The 18,172-nt window shown below is 74.7% G+C and carries 15 protein-coding genes; 6 read left to right on the top strand and 9 right to left on the bottom strand.

What is annotated here, in order from left to right:
• Positions 1-39: 39 nt before the first annotated feature.
• Complete coding sequence (locus AB2L27_RS08335; RefSeq protein ID WP_370441018.1) at positions 40-1,032, bottom strand: alpha/beta hydrolase fold domain-containing protein; 993 nt, start codon at positions 1,030-1,032, stop codon at positions 40-42.
• A gap of 171 nt (positions 1,033-1,203) precedes the next feature.
• On the opposite strand from AB2L27_RS08335, the gene add reads away from it, so the two are divergent.
• On the top strand, positions 1,204-2,226 hold the full coding sequence (add, locus tag AB2L27_RS08330; RefSeq protein WP_370441017.1) for an adenosine deaminase: 1,023 nt from the start codon (positions 1,204-1,206) through the stop codon (positions 2,224-2,226).
• 15 nt (positions 2,227-2,241) lie between these two features.
• Here the strand turns inward: add and AB2L27_RS08325 are convergent, their stop codons facing one another.
• Positions 2,242-2,988, bottom strand: a complete 747-nt coding sequence (locus AB2L27_RS08325; RefSeq protein ID WP_370441016.1) for an SDR family NAD(P)-dependent oxidoreductase — start codon at positions 2,986-2,988, stop codon at positions 2,242-2,244.
• A 52-nt stretch (positions 2,989-3,040) separates the two neighbouring features.
• Between AB2L27_RS08325 and AB2L27_RS08320 the strand changes: the two genes are divergently transcribed.
• A complete protein-coding gene (locus AB2L27_RS08320) occupies positions 3,041-4,306 on the top strand; it encodes a glycoside hydrolase family 32 protein (RefSeq protein WP_370441015.1) in 1,266 nt (421 codons plus the stop codon).
• Positions 4,307-4,322: 16 nt separating this feature from the next.
• On the opposite strand, the gene AB2L27_RS08315 is transcribed toward AB2L27_RS08320, so the two are convergent.
• From AB2L27_RS08315 to AB2L27_RS08305, 3 genes are all read right to left on the bottom strand, one after another.
• Positions 4,323-5,126, bottom strand: coding sequence for a hypothetical protein (locus tag AB2L27_RS08315; protein ID WP_370441014.1), 804 nt, complete (start codon positions 5,124-5,126; stop codon positions 4,323-4,325).
• Between the two features lie 71 nt (positions 5,127-5,197).
• Positions 5,198-6,448 (bottom strand): RNase A-like domain-containing protein, encoded by a 1,251-nt coding sequence (locus AB2L27_RS08310; protein ID WP_370441013.1) that lies wholly within the window; start codon positions 6,446-6,448, stop codon positions 5,198-5,200.
• A gap of 149 nt (positions 6,449-6,597) precedes the next feature.
• A complete protein-coding gene (locus AB2L27_RS08305) occupies positions 6,598-7,905 on the bottom strand; it encodes an MFS transporter (RefSeq protein WP_370441012.1) in 1,308 nt (435 codons plus the stop codon).
• Between the two features lie 179 nt (positions 7,906-8,084).
• Here AB2L27_RS08305 and AB2L27_RS08300 point away from each other — a divergent pair, with 179 nt between their 5' ends.
• Positions 8,085-8,978, top strand: coding sequence for a LysR family transcriptional regulator (locus AB2L27_RS08300; RefSeq protein ID WP_370441011.1), 894 nt, complete (start codon positions 8,085-8,087; stop codon positions 8,976-8,978).
• 63 nt (positions 8,979-9,041) lie between these two features.
• Here AB2L27_RS08300 and AB2L27_RS08295 read toward each other — a convergent pair whose 3' ends face one another.
• Genes AB2L27_RS08295 through AB2L27_RS08285 form a run of 3 tightly spaced genes read right to left on the bottom strand, consistent with a single transcriptional unit; the run spans position 9,042 to position 11,877 of the window.
• A complete protein-coding gene (locus AB2L27_RS08295; protein WP_370441160.1) occupies positions 9,042-10,316 on the bottom strand; it encodes a glycosyltransferase family 2 protein in 1,275 nt (424 codons plus the stop codon).
• Positions 10,317-10,321: 5 nt separating this feature from the next.
• Positions 10,322-11,506 (bottom strand): non-hydrolyzing UDP-N-acetylglucosamine 2-epimerase, encoded by a 1,185-nt coding sequence (wecB, locus tag AB2L27_RS08290; protein ID WP_370441010.1) that lies wholly within the window; start codon positions 11,504-11,506, stop codon positions 10,322-10,324.
• Positions 11,503-11,877 (bottom strand): hypothetical protein, encoded by a 375-nt coding sequence (locus AB2L27_RS08285; RefSeq protein WP_370441009.1) that lies wholly within the window; start codon positions 11,875-11,877, stop codon positions 11,503-11,505. Before AB2L27_RS08285 ends, wecB begins: the two co-directional genes overlap by 4 nt.
• 389 nt (positions 11,878-12,266) lie before the next feature.
• Here AB2L27_RS08285 and AB2L27_RS08280 point away from each other — a divergent pair, with 389 nt between their 5' ends.
• From AB2L27_RS08280 to AB2L27_RS08270, 3 genes are read left to right on the top strand one after another with little or no spacing between them, the layout of a single operon-like run.
• Entirely contained in the window at positions 12,267-14,033 is a 1,767-nt protein-coding gene (locus tag AB2L27_RS08280) for an SIS domain-containing protein (RefSeq protein WP_370441008.1), read from the top strand.
• Positions 14,034-14,083: 50 nt separating this feature from the next.
• A complete protein-coding gene (locus AB2L27_RS08275) occupies positions 14,084-15,868 on the top strand; it encodes a DUF2334 domain-containing protein (protein WP_370441007.1) in 1,785 nt (594 codons plus the stop codon).
• On the top strand, positions 15,861-16,664 hold the full coding sequence (locus tag AB2L27_RS08270) for a 3-keto-alpha-glucoside-1,2-lyase-like domain-containing protein (protein WP_370441006.1): 804 nt from the start codon (positions 15,861-15,863) through the stop codon (positions 16,662-16,664). Before AB2L27_RS08275 ends, AB2L27_RS08270 begins: the two co-directional genes overlap by 8 nt.
• Here AB2L27_RS08270 and AB2L27_RS08265 read toward each other — a convergent pair.
• Positions 16,642-18,171 (bottom strand): hypothetical protein, encoded by a 1,530-nt coding sequence (locus tag AB2L27_RS08265; RefSeq protein ID WP_370441005.1) that lies wholly within the window; start codon positions 18,169-18,171, stop codon positions 16,642-16,644. The genes AB2L27_RS08270 and AB2L27_RS08265 overlap by 23 nt on opposite strands.
• Between the last annotated feature and the right edge of the window lies 1 nt (position 18,172).

Here is an 18,172-nt window from a genome sequence, read left to right as displayed (position 1 = left end):
CGGGCGGGCCCAGCGCCCGGCGCGGTGGAGCGCGCGGGCTCAGCGCGGCTGCGCGACGCCCTCGCGCAGGTCCAGCACGCGGGGCGCGGACAGCGTCGCGGTGAGGTGCTCGGCGGCCGCGCGCACGACCCGTTCCCCGGCCGGCACCCCGGGGGTGGTGAGGACGTCGTGCGGCACGCCCTCCACGAGCACCTCCCGCACGTCGACCCCGGCGGACCGCAGCGTCGCGGCGTAGGCCAGGCCCTCGTCGCGCACGGGGTCGGCCCCGGCGACGACGACCGTCGTGGGGACGACCCCGCTCACGTCCCGCGCCCGGGCCGGGGCGACGTCGGGTCGGTGCCGGGCGGCGCGGTCGGGGACGTACATGCGCCAGAACCAGGCGAGGTCGTCCACGCTCAGCCCCAGCCCCTGCCCGTAGCGGCGGTGGGAGTCGCGGTCCAGGTCGTCGTCCAGCAGCGGGCAGAGCAGCAGCTGGTGGACCAGCGGCGGCACCCGGCCCGTGCGGGCGCTCAGGGCCAGGACGGCGGCGAGCTGCCCGCCGGCGCCGTGACCGGCCACGACGAGCGGCCCGGTCGGGCCGGGCACCCGGCCGGCGGCGAGCGCCTCCAGCACGGCGCAGGCGTCGTCCAGCGCCGCGGGCCAGGGGTGCTCCGGGGCCAGCCGGTAGGACAGGCTGAGGACCGCGACCCCGGCCGCCGCCGCGAGCCGGCGGCACAGCAGGTCGTCGGTGTCGAGGTCGCCGAGCGCCCAGCCGCCACCGTGCAGGAACAGCACGGTCGCCGCCGGCTCCGGCCCGGCCGGGACGTACAGGCGGGCCGGGCGCGGACCGGCGCCCCCGCGCACGACGAGGTCGCGGCGGTGCACGTCGAGGTCCGGCCCGGCCTCGGCGGTGCGGCGGGCCCGGGCGCGGGCGACGGCCAGCCCGGCGAGGTGGCGCGGGACGAGGGAGGCGTCGAGGAGGGCGCGGGCGGCGTGGACCTGCGCGGCCTGCGGGTCGGTGAGGCGGGGGTCGAGCACGGGGCACGCGGTCACGGGGGCCTCCTCGGTGCGGGTCCCCCAGCGTGCCCGGCGGCGGGGCCGGGTGGGTTGCCGTCGTGTGCCCGTCGTGTTGCGGTCGTGTTGCCCGCCGACCCGACCCGCCGACCTGCCCCCGCCGATCCGCCCCCGCCGACGTCCCGGACGGCGGGGGGACAGGATTGCCGCATGGACCTCGACGCCTTCACCGCCGCGCTGCCCAAGGTCGAGCTGCACCTGCACCTGGAGGGCACCCTCGAACCGGAGCTCAAGCTCGACCTGGCCCGGCGCAACGGCGTCGACATCGGTCAGAGCACCGTCGAGGAGGTGCGGGCGACGTACCGGTTCGACTCCCTGGCCTCCTTCCTCGCCGTCTACTACCCGGCGATGGACGTGCTCGTGACCCGCGCGGACTTCCGCGACCTGGCGATGGCCTACTTCCGGAAGGCGGCCGAGCAGAACGTCCGGCACGCCGAGGTGTTCTTCGACCCGCAGGTGCACGTCGCCCGCGGGGTGGCGTTCGAGGACGTGGTGCTCGGGTACCACGACGCGGTGGAGCAGGCCCGGCGCGAGCTGGGGCTCAGCGCCGGGCTCATCCTGTGCCTCGTCCGCGACCTGCCCGTGGAGAGCGCCGAGGAGGTCGTGGAGCAGATGCTGGGGTTCGGGGAGCAGATCGTCGGCATCGGCCTGGACTCCGACGAGCGCGGCCACCCGCCGGCGAAGTTCGCGCACCTGTTCGCCCGCGCCCGCGCGGCGGGGTTCAAGGTGACGGTGCACTGCGACATCGACCAGGAGGACACCCTGGAGCACCTGCGGCAGGCGCTGGAGGACATCGCCGTCGACCGCGTCGACCACGGCACGAACGTGGTGGAGGACCCCCGGCTGCTGGCGCTGCTGCAGGAACGGGGGACGGGCCTGACGTGCTGCCCGATCTCGAACTCCTTCGTCACCGACGACAGCAAGGCGCCCGTCATCGCCGACCTGCTGCGCCGCGGGGTGAAGGTGACCGTGAACTCCGACGACCCCGCCTACTTCGGCGGGTACGTCACGGAGAACCTCATCACCCTCACCCGGGCGGCCGACCTCGGCCCGGACGAGCTCATCCAGTTGCAGCGCAACGCCATCGACATCTCCTGGGCGCCCGCTGACGTCAAGGAGGAGTTCCTGGCCGAGCTCGACGCCTACGAGGCGCTCGTCGCCCCGCCGCTGTGACGGGCGGACGGCGGGTCAGCGGACGTTGGCGAGGAACCCGCCGTCGACCGGGAGGACGTGCCCGGTGATCCAGGCCGCGTCGTCGGAGGCGAGGAACGCGGCCGCGGCCGCGACGTCCTCGGGTTCGCCGACCCGGCCCAGCGGGTACCAGTCCGCCCACGCGTCCGGCATCCCCGGCTGCCCGTCCCAGACCCGGGTGCGGACGGTGCCGGGCGCGACGACGTTCGTCCGGACCCCGTACCGGGCGTGGGTGCGGGTGAGGTTCAGCGCGAGCGTCCCCAGCCCGGCCTTGCCCGCCGCGTAGGGCTCGCAGCCCAGGCCGGCGAGGGCGTTGATGGAGCTGACGAGCACGACGGCCGAGGAGGCGTGCTCGCGCAGCCGGGGCAGCGCGGCCCGCGCGCAGCGGACCGCGCCGAGCAGGTTGAGGTCGAGGTCAGCCAGCCACTCCTCGTCACCGGCCTCCTCGACCCCGCCCCGGGTGAGCGCGAGGCCGACGACGTGGACGAGCGCGTGCACGGTGAGGCCGTCGAACGCCGCCCGCACGGAGGTGTCGTCCAGGACGTCGACGGCCCGGGCCCGGTGACCGGTGCCGGCCAGCTCCGGCACCAGGGCCTGCGCGGCCGCGAGGTCGCGGTCCAGGACGGCGACGCGCGCGCCCTCGGCGGCCAGGCGCAGCGCGCAGGCGCGGCCGATGCCGTGCGCGGCGCCGGTGACGACGACGTCCCGGCCCGCGAAGCGGCCGGGCACCCGGGAGGCGTTCACCCCACCGATCCTGCCCCCGACGCCGCCCCGGTGCACGGGTAGGTTCGCCCGGGTGGACTTCCGGCCGCTGGCGCACTTCACCGCGCAGGACACCTGGCTCAACGACCCCAACGGCCTGCTGCACCGCGACGGGGTGTGGCACCTGTTCTTCCAGAACAACCCCTCCGGCGCGGTCTGGGGGAACATGTCGTGGGGCCACGCGACGTCCCGCGACCTGCTCAGCTGGGAGCACCACCCCGTCGCGATCCCCCACGAGGGGGACGAGGCGGTCTTCTCCGGCAGCGCGGTCGTGCACGAGGGCCGCGTCGTCGCCGTCTACACGAGCGCCTACGACGACGGGAGGCAGGCGCAGTCGCTGGCCTGGAGCGAGGACGGCTCGACGTTCACCAAGGACCCGGCGAACCCCGTGCTGGACCGCGGGTCGACGGGGTTCCGCGACCCCAAGGTCTTCCGGTGCGGCGACTCCTGGCGGATGGTGAGCGTCGAGGCCGACGAGCGGACCCTGCTCGTGCACGCCTCGCCGGACCTGCGGACCTGGACGGAGGTCGGCGCCTTCCACGACGAACCCGGGGTCGGGATCTGGGAGTGCCCCGACCTGTTCCCGCTGCCCCTGGACGGGCCCGGTGGGCAAGAGCACTGGGTCCTGCTGCTGAGCGTGCAGGACGCGACCGGCTCCCGCGTGCAGTACCGGGTGGGGACGTTCGACGGCGCGCGGTTCCGCGGCGGCCCGCCGCGGCCGTTCGACGCCGGCCCGGACGTGTACGCGGTCGCGACGTGGACCGACGCCCCGGACGACCGGCGGGTCCTGCTCGGCTGGATGGCGCAGCCGACGTACGCGGGCCTGACCCCGACGGCCCCGTGGCGCGGGGCCATGACCGCCCCGCGCGACCTGTCCCTGGCGACGGTGGACGGCGAGCCGACGCTCGTGCAGACGTTCTCCCCCGAGGTGCTGTCGGCCTTCTCCCGCCCCGTCGAAGACCTCCCGCCCGCCGCCCTCGTGCGGTGCGCGTTCTCGGCCGGCACCACCGCCGCGTGGGAGTTCGCCGCCGGTGGCGACGTGCTCCGACTGGCCGTCGAGGGCGGTGAGCTCGTCGTCGACCGGCGCTCCTCGGGGCTCGTGGACTTCCACGAGGAGTTCGCCCGGGTCGACCGCACACCTCTGCCCGCGGACCTGACGGGGTTCTCCGTCCTGCTGGACCGCTGCTCGGTCGAGGTCCTCGCCGGGCCGGTCGCGGTGACGCAGCTGGTGTTCCCCGCCGGGCCGTACCGGGAGGTGCGCACGTCCGGGTCGGCCCGGGCCGCGGTCCTCGCGCGCTGACGTCGCCCCCCACCCGTCAGGCGCGGCGCTTCCAGTCGAACGTCTCGATGCGCCAGAACATCCACTCGAACCACCACCGCAGGTGGGGCGGCTGGACGCACGACCCCGCCGACGACACGAACGCCCACAGGTCCTCGTCGTCCAGGAGCAGCAGTTCCCGTCCCTCGCGCACGAGCTCGGCGAGCCGTTCGTCGCTCTCGGACTCCAGCATCGTGGCCTGCTGGTACCACGGGTCGTCCACCCCCAGCGCCGCGTCGCTGAACCAGCCCCCCAGGGCCGCCGTCAGCACGGGCCACCGGGAACCCCACTCGGGGAAGCGTTCGTCCACCTGGGGATCCACGGCGTTCACCCGCAGGACCCGTGTCTCGTCGGTCCGCTCCACGACGACGCCGAGCCAGCGCGTGGACGTGCGGTGGGGGTGCGCCGGGTCCTCACCGGGACGCTCGACCACCCCGACGGTGCCGGGGGCCTCGACCACGAGGTAGTCCCGCACGGAGGTCCCCTCCGGCGGTTCGACGGTCGACAGCGCCGCCCGGACGAGGTCCTCCGCACCGGGGTCGAGTTCCGCGGTGCACGAACGCCAGCAGTACAGGAACGGCGGTAGGTCGTAGACCGTCGACTCGTCCGCGGCGACCTCCGTCAGCCGATGCTCGACCCACTCGGCCCACCGGATCCAGGACGTGCCTTCGGGCGGGCCCACCGTGTAGACGCCGCTGCCCCGGGAGATCTCCTGCTCGTAGTCCCCGGTGCGTGCGTCCTCGAGGAACCAGCCCCACTCGTCCCGTTCTCGGGCGTGGTCGACCGCTCTGCCCGCGAGCAAGTGCTCCAACCGCTCTCGAGGGCAGAGTCCCCAGTCAAAGTCTCCGTACGCGGACTGCACCAGGTTCGATCTCACATCTTCTCCTTCAGGTACGCCGTCATGACGTACCACGACCCGTCTTGCGCTTCACGCAACTCCACGTGTACAGCCTGGACCGGCACGGTCTTGAACCGACCACCGGTATCCATCGTCCAGATGACTCCTGCACCCTCCGGTGCTGGCGCGTCGAAGGCGCACTCTCGCTCACCTGCGTCGATGGCCTCCTCGATCTCCGGCCGGAAAGCGCGCACCGCGTCGGAGATGACCACCTCCGCCGTCTCCCGGTCTGCGAATCGCGAGGCGAACCTCGGAGGTCTGCGCCCTGCCACCCCGCCCTCCACCTCCCCCGTCACCAACCTCCGCTGGAGGAACTCGTCGTCCACGTCCACGTGCCGCCCCAGCGTGTGCGCGGAGAAGAACACCTCGCTGCGCCCGAGGTCCACGCCGCCGTAGAGCTCGTCGACGCTCTGCGGCTCCGGATCCCCGCTCTCGTCGAGGTGCCTCCTCAGCGGGTGCCCCTCCGGCAGCGTCTTCCCGAGGGACCTGCCCCCCACCCCCCGGCCGACGAACGCCATGCCCAGGGTCGCGCCGGCCGCGCCGTAGCGCCCGTCGCGCCAGTCGTCCCAGGCGACGGTGTCGGCCAGCGTGCGCACCGGGTGGGTGACGGCGTCCAGCGCCGCGGCCGGCACGCTGCTCACGGCGGCCGCCCACCCGGGCCGGTCCCACGTCCACCCCGCGGCGAGGAACGTCGCGTCGAGCGCGGCCCTGCCGACGGTCCGGGCGGCGTCGTCGACGTGCTCACCGGGCCGGCGGGGCCGGTGGGGCACCTGGTCCACGACGGCGAACACCCGGGCGGCGAAGGTCTGCGTGAGGGTGTCGAACTCCTCGAGCACGATCCGGCGGCTCGCGTCCCACCGGTCGAGCTCGGCCCAGTCCGCGTGCCAGGTCGTGAGGTCCCCCACGCCCGCGTCGATCCGCGAGCGCACCTGGGCCCGGCCCGCGTCCACGCGGGCGAGCTGGCCCTGGAGCATCCCGAGCTCGCGGGAGTACTCCGCGACGAGGTGGGCTCCCGCCCGGGCGGTGGACTGCAGCGTCCGCAGGTGCCGGTCGAGGTCGAGCACCCGGTCGGCGAACCCGTCGCGGGCGACGCCGTACCAGCCGCCGAGCGAGGCCACGGCGCGTTCGACGTCGGCGGCGACGTCCGCGGTCCCCTCGGCCGCGGCCCGCGCCGCGGAGGCGGCCGCGTCGGCGGCCACGACCGACAACGTCGACAACTCGTCCACACCCACCTCCTCCTGGTGGGTGGGAAACTAGCCACGGCGCGCCCGCGACGACGTCCGTCGTCCACAGGACGCCCGCCACCATCACGCGGCGTCGAGATCCGGTCCCGGTCCGGTGCCACCGTGGAGGCCGGCCCCGCGGCCGGGGGCGGTCAGCCCGCGAGCGCCGCCGCGTCCCGGCGCCGCGCCAGGGCCGGTCGCGCGGTGAGGACGCCGGCGAGCGCCACGGCCGCGAGCAGCGGCACGATCCCGCACACGGCCATCCCGGCGCGGACGCCGACGTGCTCGGTGATCCAGCCGATGAGCGGCCCGCCGATCGGGGTGCCGCCCATGAACACCAGGACGTACAGCCCCATGACGCGGCCGCGGAACTCCGGCTCGACCCACAACTGCACGGAGGAGTTCGCGATGGCCTGGAAGGCGAGGTTCGTCACGCCCATGAGGACGAGGATCACCGTGAACGTCGCCAGGTTCGGCGCGAACGCCGCGAGGGTCTGGGCCGCCCCGAAGGCCGCGCCGAGCAGGAGGGTGAGCCGCAGCCGGGTGTGGCTGCGCCCGCCCGCGATGAGCGCGCCGGCGATGGACCCGACGGCGAGGACGATGTTGAACGTGCCGTACGTCCCGGCCCCGGCGTGGAACGTCTCGGAGGCCATGGCGGTGAGCACGACGGGGAAGTTCAGCCCGAAGGTGCCGACGACGCCGACGAGGGCGATGGTCCAGCCGACGTGGGGACGCTCGCGGACGTAGCGCAGGGCCGAGCGCAGCTGCCCCCGCTGCCGCGGCAGCGGGACCGTGCGGTGCAGTTCGGAGGTCCGCATCGAGGCGAGGGTGACGGTGGGGCCGACGTAGAGCAGCGCGTTGACGGCGAAGGCCCACCCGGACCCGACGGTCCCGATGAGGATGCTGGACACGGCGGGGCCGACGAGGCGTGTCGTCTGGAACACCGCGGCGTTCAGGGCGACCGCGTTGCGCACGTGCTGCGCGGGGACGACCTCGCCGACGAACGCCTGCCGGGTCGGGTTGTCGAGGGCGACGACGAACCCGCCGACGAGGGCCAGGGCGTAGATCGTGCCGACGGTGATGCTCCCGGAGATCGTGAGGACCGCGAGGGTGGTGGCGACGGAGGCGCTGCACAGCTGCGTGACGAGCAGGATGGTCCGCTTGGGGTAGCGGTCGGCGATCATGCCGCCGTGCATCCCGAACAGCAGGATGGGCAGGAACTGCAGGGCCATCGCGACGCCGACGGCGGCCGGGGAACCGGTGAGTTCGAGGGTGAGCCAGTCCAGGGCGATGTTCTGCACCCAGACCCCGGTGCTGGCGAAGGCCTGGCCGGTGACGTAGATGCGGAAGTTGCGCACCCGGAGCGCGGCGAACGTGCTGCGGGGACGGCGGGGGCGATGGGGACGGCGGGAGGGGGTGGGGGTCGGTCCGGTGCTGGCTTCGGCGGCTGCCGGTGTCACGAACGGGTGCCTCTCGTGGTGTCCTCGCGGGTGCTGACCTGGGGTGGTGGCCCCCGGTGGTGCTCCCGGGCCACTGACGCTGCGTGACCATCATCGGTGACCCGGGCGGTAAGCTGCAGACCAGTCGAAGGCTTATCAGTCATCACGGCTCGTGATGAACACGCGACGGGGCGGTGGGCGTGAGCGCCGGACCAGGACCGACGGGGACGTTCGAACCCGTCCAGCTGCGGACCTTCCTCGCGGTGGCGCAGACGCACTCGTTCACCCAGGCCGCCGCCCGCCTCGGCGTCCGGCAGTCCACGGTGAGCCAGCACGTCCGCAAGCTGGAGGACTCGGTGGGCCGTCAGCTCATCCACCGCGACACGCACTCGGTGACGCTGACCCCCGACGGCGAGGCCATGATCGGTTTCGCGCGCTCGATCCTGGCCGCGCACGAGCAGACCGCGGCCTACTTCACCGGGGCCCGGCCGGTGGGCCGGCTGCGGATCGGGATGTCCGACGACCTGGCCCTGACGCGGTTGCCGCGGATCCTGCGCGACTTCCGGTCGGAGAACCCGCGCGTGGACCTGGAACTGACCGTCGACCAGTCCGGGACGCTGCACCGGCGGCTGGAGAACGACCGCCTCGACATCTTCATCGGCAAGCGGCCGCGCGGGTCGGGTGAGGGGCAGCTCGTCAAGCGCGAGCGGCTCGTGTGGGTGGGCAACCCCTCGACCCGGCTCGACCTCACCCAGCCGGTGCCGCTGGCCGTCTACCCCTCACCGTCGCTGAGCGGCACGGCGATGCACCAGGCCCTCGACCGCGTCGGCATCGGCTACCGGTCGGCGTGCGTGTGCCGCGGGGTCAACGGGCTCATCGCGGCCGTGGCCGCCGGCATCGGGGTCTCCTGCCTGGCCAGCTCCCTGGTGCCCCCGCAGCTCGTGACCCTCGGCGCCCAGCACAAGCTGCCCGAGCTGGGGCAGATCGACCTCGTCCTGCTGAGCAACCCCAAGACGCGCGACCGGCCGGCGTCGCGGGCGCTGGCCGCCGCCGTGCTGTCCAGCGGGCCGTCGGGGCTGTCCCAGAGCGGCTGAGGGCACCGCACCCCCGGTGACGGGGGTGCGGTGCCGCTGCGCCGGGGTCCGGGCACGATCCGCTCACGCCGCGGCGCGCTGCTCCACCACGAGGGTCTCCGCGCTGCGGGTGCGTGCCGTCTTGGCCCATCCGCTGCGGCCCCGCGCGGTCCGGACCACCGCCCACCACCCCGCGACGTACCAGAGCCAGGCGTAGAGGACGTAGACGTGGGCGAGGAGCAGGACCCGCCAGGCCGGCAGCCGCGTGGTCCGCCAGTAGACGTAGCCCAGCAGGGGGGCCAGCCCGAAGGTGATCGCGTAGGCACCGACCCAGACGAACCAGGGGACCAGGTCCAGGTGCGTCAGCGGGTGCGAGGAGTCCAGGGCGTACAGGACCGCCCAGATCGACAGCAGGACCGGCAGCGAGCTCGTGAGCAGGATGACCAGCGGAGCGAGGAGGTGGTGCACCAGGTCCAGGCTGCTGACCAGCGTCAAGGGTGAGCGGATGATGAGCGGGATGCGCCGCAGGCACTGCAGGTGCCCCTGGAACCAGCGGGTCCGCTGCCTCAGCAGCCGGCGCGGGGAGACGACGGCCTGCTGCGCCACGTAGGTGGTGCGGGCGAAGCGGTTCTGCCAACCGAGGACCTGCAGGCGGATGCCGAGGTCGAGGTCCTCCGTGAGGCACTCGGTCCACGGGTCGCCCCCGAGGTCGCGCAGCGCCTTCAGCCGGGCGAACTGCCCGTTGCCGCCCAGCCCCACCGACCCCGTCCGCATCCGCCCGCGCTGGTAGACCTCGGTGAACACGACGAACTCGAAGTCCTGCATCCGGGCCAGCAGCGACTCGGCCACGTTGTACATCCGGACCCCGACCTGCACGGCCCCGCAGCGCGGGTCGGCGAAGTGCCTGCCCGCCTCGGTGAACATGTTCGCCTCGGGCCGGCCGTCGGCGTCGAGCACCACGACGACCACGTCCTCCTCGCGGTGGCCGGCGACCAGCGGGGAACCGACGAGCCGGGTGAACGCGTCGTTCAGCGCCCGCCCCTTGCCCTGCCGGGCCAGGGGGAGCCGCCGGGTCAGCAACCCGATGCGCGGATCGTCCGCCGCGTGGGCCGCGACGAGGTCGGCGGTGGTGTCCGCGCTGCCGTCGTCGACGACCAGGACCCGGACGTTCGGCACGTCCAGCGCCCGCAACCGGTGCAGGGTCCGGTCGATGACGACCCCCTCGTCCAGGCAGGGGATGAGCACCACGAAGAGCAGGTCGGGCGGTTCGCCCGCCGGCGGCCGGTCCCTCCCGGACAGCACGAACATGGTCAGGCTGTGCAGCAGGAAGAGCACGATCGTGACGCTGACGGGGACCATCGCGCTCACGGCGGGGAACCGGCGAGGGTGGCGGCCCCGGGCACCTCCCGCGCGACGGCGCGCGGACCGAGGTCGCGGGCCAGGCGCTCGAGGATCCGTTCCGCGGCCCGCCCGTCCCCGAACGGGTTCGGGACGGACCTCATGCGCTGCACCCTCTCCGGGTCGGCGAGGAGGTCCAGCGTCCGGCGTCGCACCTCCTGGGGGTCGGTCCCGACGAGGAGGGCGGCCCCGGCCCGGACGGCCTCCATGCGCTCGGTCGTGTTGCGCAGGACCAGGACCGGGACGTCGAGCGAGGGAGCTTCCTCCTGCACGCCGCCGGAGTCGGTGAGCGCGAGGTCGGCCGCGGCGAGCGTCGCGGTGAAGTCGAGGTAGTCGAGGGGTTCGGTGAGCCGCACGTGGGGGTGCTCCCCCAGGACGGGCAGGACGGCGTCGCGCACGGCCGGGCTGCGGTGCAGGGGCAGCACGACCTCGGCGTCGCACTCCTCGGCGACCTGGGCGACGGCCCGCGCCAGACGGGCCATGACCGGCCCCTGGTTCTCCCTGCGGTGCAGGGTGAGCACGATCCGCGGTCCGCTGCGCGCCCGGGCGGGCCCGCCGTCGCCGAAGGCCGAGCGGCCGAGCCCGCGGCCGACGACCCACAGCAGGTTGTCCACGACGGTGTTCCCGGTGATCTCGATGTCGTCGGCGCAGATCCCCTCGCGCAGCAGGTTGGTCCCGGCGGGCAACGTGGGGGCCAGGTGCCAGCGGGCGAGCCGCGAGACCAGGCGGCGGTTCTGCTCCTCGGGGAACGGGTCGGTCGGGACCCCGGAACGCAACCCCGCCTCCACGTGCGCGACGGGGATCCCCGCGTAGAACCCCGCGAGGGCACCGCACAGCGCCGTCGTGGTGTCCCCCTGGACGACGAGAGCGTCGAACGCTCCCCCGGTCACGACGGTCCCGAGCTCGGCCGACAGGCGTGACGTCAGCCGGTGCAGGTCCTGGCGCTCCCGCATGACGTCGAGCCGGACGTCGGGGACGACGTCCAGGGCCGAGAGCACCTGGTCGAGCATCTCCCGGTGCTGCCCGGTGGTGACGACGACGGGGTCGAACCGGTGGTCGGCCGTCATGGCCCGCACGAGGGGGGCGAACTTCACGGCCTCGGGACGGGTGCCGATGACGAGGAGGACCCGGTGGGCGCGCTGCCCCGTCACGACGCACCTCCGGTCGCGGTGGCCGGCGCGGTGACCGGCGTGGTGACCGGCGTGGTGGGTTCCTGGGGCGGCAGCACCACGCTCCCCCGGCGGGACGCGCGGTGGAGCCGGCCGTGGCCGGTTCCTGCGGCGTGCGCGCCCGGACGGACCGCGGGACGGGTCCGGAGGTGCACCTTGACGGCGGCGGTCAGCAGGACGAGAGCCAGGAGGGCCGTGAGGTAGACCGCGAAGAGGAACCCGACGCCGGGGAGCAGGTGCTGGGACACCAGGTCCGCGGGGTGCGGGAACGGGTCGGTGACGCCTGCCGCGGTCTGGGACGTCTGGAGCGGCTGGTGGTCGCCGGGCAACGGCCCGGCTGTCGTGGGGGGCACGAGAGGGAGCATCGGAACTCCTCGCGGAGATCGTGGGACGGCTGCCTGCCGAAGGGTGCCGCACCCGGGGCGGCAACGGGAGGGAAACGACCGAAAAAGAGGGGATCGAGGGCGGTGGACGGAGGTTTCTCCTGTTCCAGTGATTACTCCGTCACGGACAGTTTCGCGCAGCCCGACAACAGTGTCCTGCAACCATTCGAAGCACCGCCGTCGCACGTCCCGGCACCCTCCACCGAATCTCCCGAACTGCTGGACAAGCGCCGCCGACGGGTCCACCGTGAGCCTGCCGGAACGTCCCCGAGAACACCTGAGGTTCCCGCCCGTCCCGGTCGTCCCGCGCCGTCGGCGCGGGGAAGGCGCCTTCCTGGAGGTGTTCCGTGGGTGGACACGTGGGTGCGTTCGTCGCCGCGCGGCGACCCCGGGACCTGCTCGACGTCCTGTCCGGAGGCCTGCACCGCCTGGGGGACCAGGGATGCGACGGCAGCGGTGTCGTCCTGCTCGGTCCCGACCGCGTGGTGCGGCACGGGAGGGGACGGCTCACGCACCCGTCCCCGGGACCCTTCGGGATCGCCCGCGCCCGTGGAACGTCGGGCACCGGGGACGACGGGGTTCCCGGGCAGGACGCACCCCTGCCGGTGGACTGCACGTCGAAGGTCGCCGTGGTGCACGAGGGCACCGTCGAGAACGCCCCGGAGATCTCGGCACTGCTGCGGGCCCGTGGGCACCGGCTCAGGTCCGGTGACGGCGGCGAGGTCGTCGCCCACCTCGTCGAGGAGGAACTCGCCCTCGGCTGGGACCTGTCCGCCGCCGTGCGCATCAGCACCGGACGCCTGCGGGGGTCGTGGGCCCTGGCGGTCCTGGCCGCCGGTCACGACCGCCTGGTCCTGACGGCGCGCGGTTGCCCGCTCGTCGTCGGGTTCGACGCCGCCGGTCCGGTGGCGTCCAGCGAGTTCGCCGCGCTCGCCGGGTGCTGCGACGCGGTGGGTTTCCTGCACGACGACGACCTCGTCGAGTTCCACGACGGCCACGACGGCCACGACGGCGGGGTCCGGTGGTTCGACCACCACGAACGCCCCGTGCACCGGCCCCGCACGAGGACGGCACGACCACCGCGGCCGCCCGCGCCCGGCGACCCGGCTGAAGCGCAGGCCGGTGCGGTCGCCCGGCAGATCGGCGAGTGGTTCCCGGCCGTGCGGTCGGGAACCGTCTGGGAGCGGCTCGGTCTGCCCGTTCCCGAACGGGTCCGCTTCCTGGCCTGCGGTTCAGCGCGGAACGCCGCGGACGCCGCGGCCCGGGTCCTGCGGCGGTTCGGCGGGATCGACTGCGTGGTGACCGCGGCCTCCGAGCACGACCCCGAGTCGACCCGCCCGGGGGAAACCACGATCGCCTGCTCCCCCTCGGGGGAGACCGCCGCCGTCCTGAGCGCCCTCGACGCCGACGCCGCGCACCGCGGCGGCCGGGGCCCGCTGCTGGTGGTGACGGACGCACCCGGCTCGCCGCTGGCCCGGCGTGCGGACGCCGTCCTGGACCTCGGCGGGCCGGGGCCGACGGCGGACGCGTCGGAGACGTTCACCGCGCAGGTCCTGGCCGGGGTGTTCCTGGGGCTGTCCGCGGCCGTCAGCCGGGCGCGCTGGCCCCGGGCGGTCCTGTCGCCGCTGCTCGAGGAACTCCTCGCCGTCCCCGAGGCGCTGCACCTCGCGGCGGACACCGCCGACGTCGTCGCCCACGACCTGGCCCCGCGCCTGGCCGCCCGGCTCGCCACCCGCCCGGGCCTGCTGGTCGTCGGCCGAGGTGCCGCGCTGCCCCACGCCGCCCAGGCGGCGCTGGACCTCGGTGAGCTCACCCACCACTGGGTCCAGTGCCACCCCTCGGGAGAACTGGAGCACGGCCTCCTCGCGCTCGTCGGGCCCGGTACGCCGGTCGTCGTCGTGGAGGACGGAGCACCCGCCCCGGACCCCGTCGTCCACGAGGTCTCGGCCCGGGGCGCCGACGTGCTGCGCGTCGGCCGCGACGGGGGGTGCGCGTTCCCCGTCCTGCGCTCCGGTCCCCACCCCTGGGGTCCCCTGGAGTCCACCGTGGCCCTGCGCCGGCTCGCGCACCACCTGGCCGCCCCGGCCGCCACCCCCGCCACCCCCGCCACCCCCGTCACCGTCTGACCCGCCCCCGCAGGACGGTTCCCGCACCGCCCGAGACCGAGGAGGACCCCGTGTCCCACGACAACCCGCTGCACCGGCCGGCCTGGGGGCGTCGCGACGCCCTGCGCGCGGCCGGGGCCACCGGCCTGGCCGCCGCCCTCGGCCTCACGCTGCCCCCGCCCGCCACCGCGGCCGGTCCCCGTCGTCGCGGACGGGGGCACTCGCTCGACCGGGCCGCCACGTTGCCCGCGCCCCCGCCACCGCGAGAGCGCAGGCCCCGCGGCGGCGGTCGCGCGGACCGGACCCCGGCCACGAGCCAGCTGCCCGCGCCACCCGCACCGCCCCGCGCCTCCCTGCGGTCCGCCGAGGTCGGTGCCGCCACGGGGACCGGTCTGAGCACCGCGACGACCACCCTCGTCGTGTACGACGACAGCGGCTCGTGGGGCTGGCTGGGGGAGCTGTACGCGCAGCAGACCGCCAACCTCGTCTCGCACTTCGGCGGCTGGACCGCGATCCCCGCGCGGACGTACACCGCCGGGACGCTGTCGTCGTACTCGGCCCTGGTGTACATCGGGTCCACCTACGACGAGGATCTCCCCGCGGCCTTCCTCACCGACGTCCTCGCCACCACCAAGCCGGTCATCTGGGTCTACGACAACATCTGGCGGCTCACGGCCGCCGACCCGGGTTTCACCGCGCGCACGGGCTGGACGTGGAACCAGTTCGACACCAGCGCCGTCGCGGCCGTCACCTACAAGGGGAAGACGTTGCGCCGGGACACCGTCAACCAGTCCGGCATCATGGACGTCACGGTCGTCGACCCCACCAGGGCCACCGTCCTGGCCACCGCGAACCGTCCCGACGGCAGCACCTTCCCCTGGGCAGTCCGCGCGGGGAACTTCACCTACCTCGGCGAGGTCCCTTTCGCCTACGTCGACCACGGGGACCGCTACCTCGCCTTCGCCGACCTGCTGTTCGACGCCCTGGCCCCGGCCACCCCCACCCGGCACCGGGCGCTGGTCCGCATCGAGGACGTCGGTCCCGACGCCGACCCCGCCGAGCTGCGCGCCGTCGTGGACTACCTCTCCTCCCAGCGGGTCCCCTTCTCGGTGGCCGTCTACACCCGGTACGTGGACCCGCAGGGGGTGTTCAGCGGGGGTGCCCCGCAGGACTACACGATGACCCAGCGCCCGGCGGTCGTCTCGGCGCTGAAGTACGCCAGGTCCAAGGGCGGGACCCTGCTCATGCACGGGTGGACCCACCAGTTCGGCACCACCCCCAACCCCTACGACGGTGTGAGCGCCAACGACTTCGAGTTCTTCCTGGCCCACGTCGACGCCACCGACCGCGTCGTCTACGACGGTCCGGTCCCCCCCGACTCCACGGCCTGGTGCACCGCGCGCCTGGACGCCGCGCGCATGCAGTTCTCCGCCGCCGGGCTCGGCACGCCGACGATCTTCGAGTTCCCGCACTACGCCGGCAGTCCCACCGACTACCGCGCCGTCGCGGCCCGGTTCTCGACCCGCTACGAACGCGGCCTGTACTTCGGGGGGCTCTTGACGGGAGGGGTGGACACCACCCGGCTGAACGGGCAGTACTTCCCCTACCCGGTGCGGGACCTGTACGGCACCAAGGTCGTCCCCGAGTGCGTCGGCAACGTCGAACCCGAGCCGTTCAACACCCACCCGGCGCGGCTGCCCGCAGACCTCGTCGCGACGGCCGAGGCGAACCTCGTGGTCCGCGACGGTTTCGCCAGCTTCTTCTACCACCCCTACCTCGGCACGGGTCACCTGCGCGAGGTCGTCACCGGCATCAAGGCGCTGGGCTACACCTTCGTGGCCGCCGGCAGTGTCTGACCCCGCCGTGCCCGGCGGGGTGTGCGGGGGCGGGGGTGGCACCGAACTGCGGGTCGTGCCGCCGCCTCCCCCGCGCCGGCGCCGTCGTCGGCGCCGGTCCCTCGTGGTGGTCACGGTGGTGGTCGTGGTGGTGCTCGCGGCGGTGGCGGCGCTCGGCACCGTCGCGGCCCGGTGGTGGTGTTCAGACCCCCCGCGCCGCTGGGTCGACGGATCCGTCCACGGGGACTGGATCGCCGTGTTCGACGGGCAGGGGCAGACGGTGTCCGACGGGTCCACCACCACCCTGGACCCGAAGGCCGCCACCGAGCCCGGCGAGACGCACGCCGGGCTGGTCGTCTCGACCGCCGTGTACGGCGACGTGGACCTGAGCGCCCGGGTGCGCACGGTCGCGCAGTCCCGGACGGGGTCACCGCCCAACCCCTGGGAGGTGGGCTGGCTCGTGTGGCACCTGCGCGAGGCCGACCTCCGCCCCGGGGTCCGCACCGGGGCCGTGACGAGCACGCGGTTCTACTACTTCGCCGTGAAACCCAACGGGTGGGAGCTGGGGAAGGTCGACCCCGCCGAGCCCGGCGGGCAGCGGTTCCTGGCCACCGGGCCCCGCCCGGCCGACGCGGGCCGGGCCCACGACGTCCGGGTCCGCCAGCTGGGGGCCACGATCGACGTGTGGGTCGACACCGCCCCCGTGGTCACCTTCACCGACGACGACCCCCAGCTGCGCGGCGCTGTCGGGTTGTACTCCGAGGACGCGCGGGTCGAGTTCTCCCGGGTGCGGATCAGGCCTGCGGACCTGTCCTGACGTCGTCCCGGAGACGGCGCGTCCGCCGCGGGACCCGCCACGCCGCCGGGGCCACCCCGGTCCCCGCGCCGGGACGGCGCAGGGCGTCGTGCAAGGGGGACGGTGGCAACGCCTCCTGCAGGAAGTACCACCAGAACGTGCCCCCGTCGCCGAGGCCGTTGACGGCCGCGGAGTAGAACCGGGCCACCTGCAGGCGACCGGCGGCGGTGTCGTCCGGGGCGCCCCACCACCAGATCGGCCGGAGGTCCTCGGCGCCGTACCCGAGCTCGGTGATCAGCAACCGCTGGTCGGGGTAGGCGCGGCGCAGGGTTCGCAGCACCCGGTCGAGCGACACCCCGAGCGGGTGCTCCTCGGGGTAGACCGACAACCCGACGTCGTCGATGTCAGCGGCGTCGGGCAGGTTCGCCGCGGCCCAGGTGAAGACCTGCTCGTCCGGTTCCCCCTCCCCCATCTGCCAGTACAGCGTGACCAGGGTCCGCGCCGCGGAGTTCTCCTTCACGTACCGCGCGGCCCAGCGGGTGCGGGCCGCCGCGGCCGGGCCCGCCCACGCCCCGTTGACCTCGTTGCCGACCTCCCACGTCGTCACGCCCGGCAGGACCCGCACGTAGTCGGCGACCCGCTGCCGCCACTCCCGTTCACCGACGCCGGCGGACTGGGAGGAGTCGAGGAACTGCCCCACGACCGCGACCCCGGCCGCCCGGGCGGCCTCGACGTCCGCGCGGTACCCGTGCGGCCCCTCGGCCGCGTCGAACACCAGCCGGACCTGGACGTCACCACCGGGGTCGAGGGCGCGGACGGCGGGCAGGGCGTCGTGCCGGGAGGGGTCGTCGAACGTCACCCCGAGGACGGGGGAACCGGCCGCGGCGCGCCGGCGCCCGGACTCCTCCTGGACCAGGAGCTGGGCCCGCGTGAACGCCTCGAACGCCTCCACCGCGAGCCCTCCGCGGCGAGCGGGGTCGGTCTCGGCCCGGCACCGCCGGAGCAGGAGCGCGGCGCGCGACCGCACCTCCTGCACCGGCGCCGAGGGCACGTACCCGTCGCGGCCGGCCACGTGCCGCTCGAGCTCGGCGGCGGCCTGCTCGGCGGCGGTCTCGGAGAACTCGTGACGACCCGGGGCGGGCAGGTCCAGCAGCAGCTGGTGGTACCCGTCGGCGGTGGGCCAGGCCAGGGCGAGCGAGACGTCCCCGGCCGGACGGTCCAGGGCGAACGTCCCGGCGCCCTCCTCCAGCGGCCACGGCGTGACCACCTGCAAGGTGGTCGCGTCGACGAGCAGGTCGGAGGCACCGTCGTCCCCGGCCCCGTTGGACTGCCGGGCGCGGAACTCCTCCCAGGTCAGCACGCGGCCGCCGGCGTCGCGGACGTCGAACTCCAGCCGGCCGGCACCCACCGGGGCCGCCGCCCGGTCCGACCCCCGCCCGTCCGTGGGCCGGTCGCCGGCGCACCCGGTGACGGCCCACACCGCCGGGCCCGCGAGCGCGGCGAGCCCCAGTGCGGTCCTGCGGTCCACG

It is taken from the genome of Kineococcus halophytocola (genome assembly GCF_041276425.1).
Classification (GTDB): Bacteria; Actinomycetota; Actinomycetes; order Actinomycetales; family Kineococcaceae; genus Kineococcus; species Kineococcus halophytocola.
Note: the sequence above shows the minus strand (reverse complement) of the source record. Positions and strands in the feature narration are given on the sequence as shown.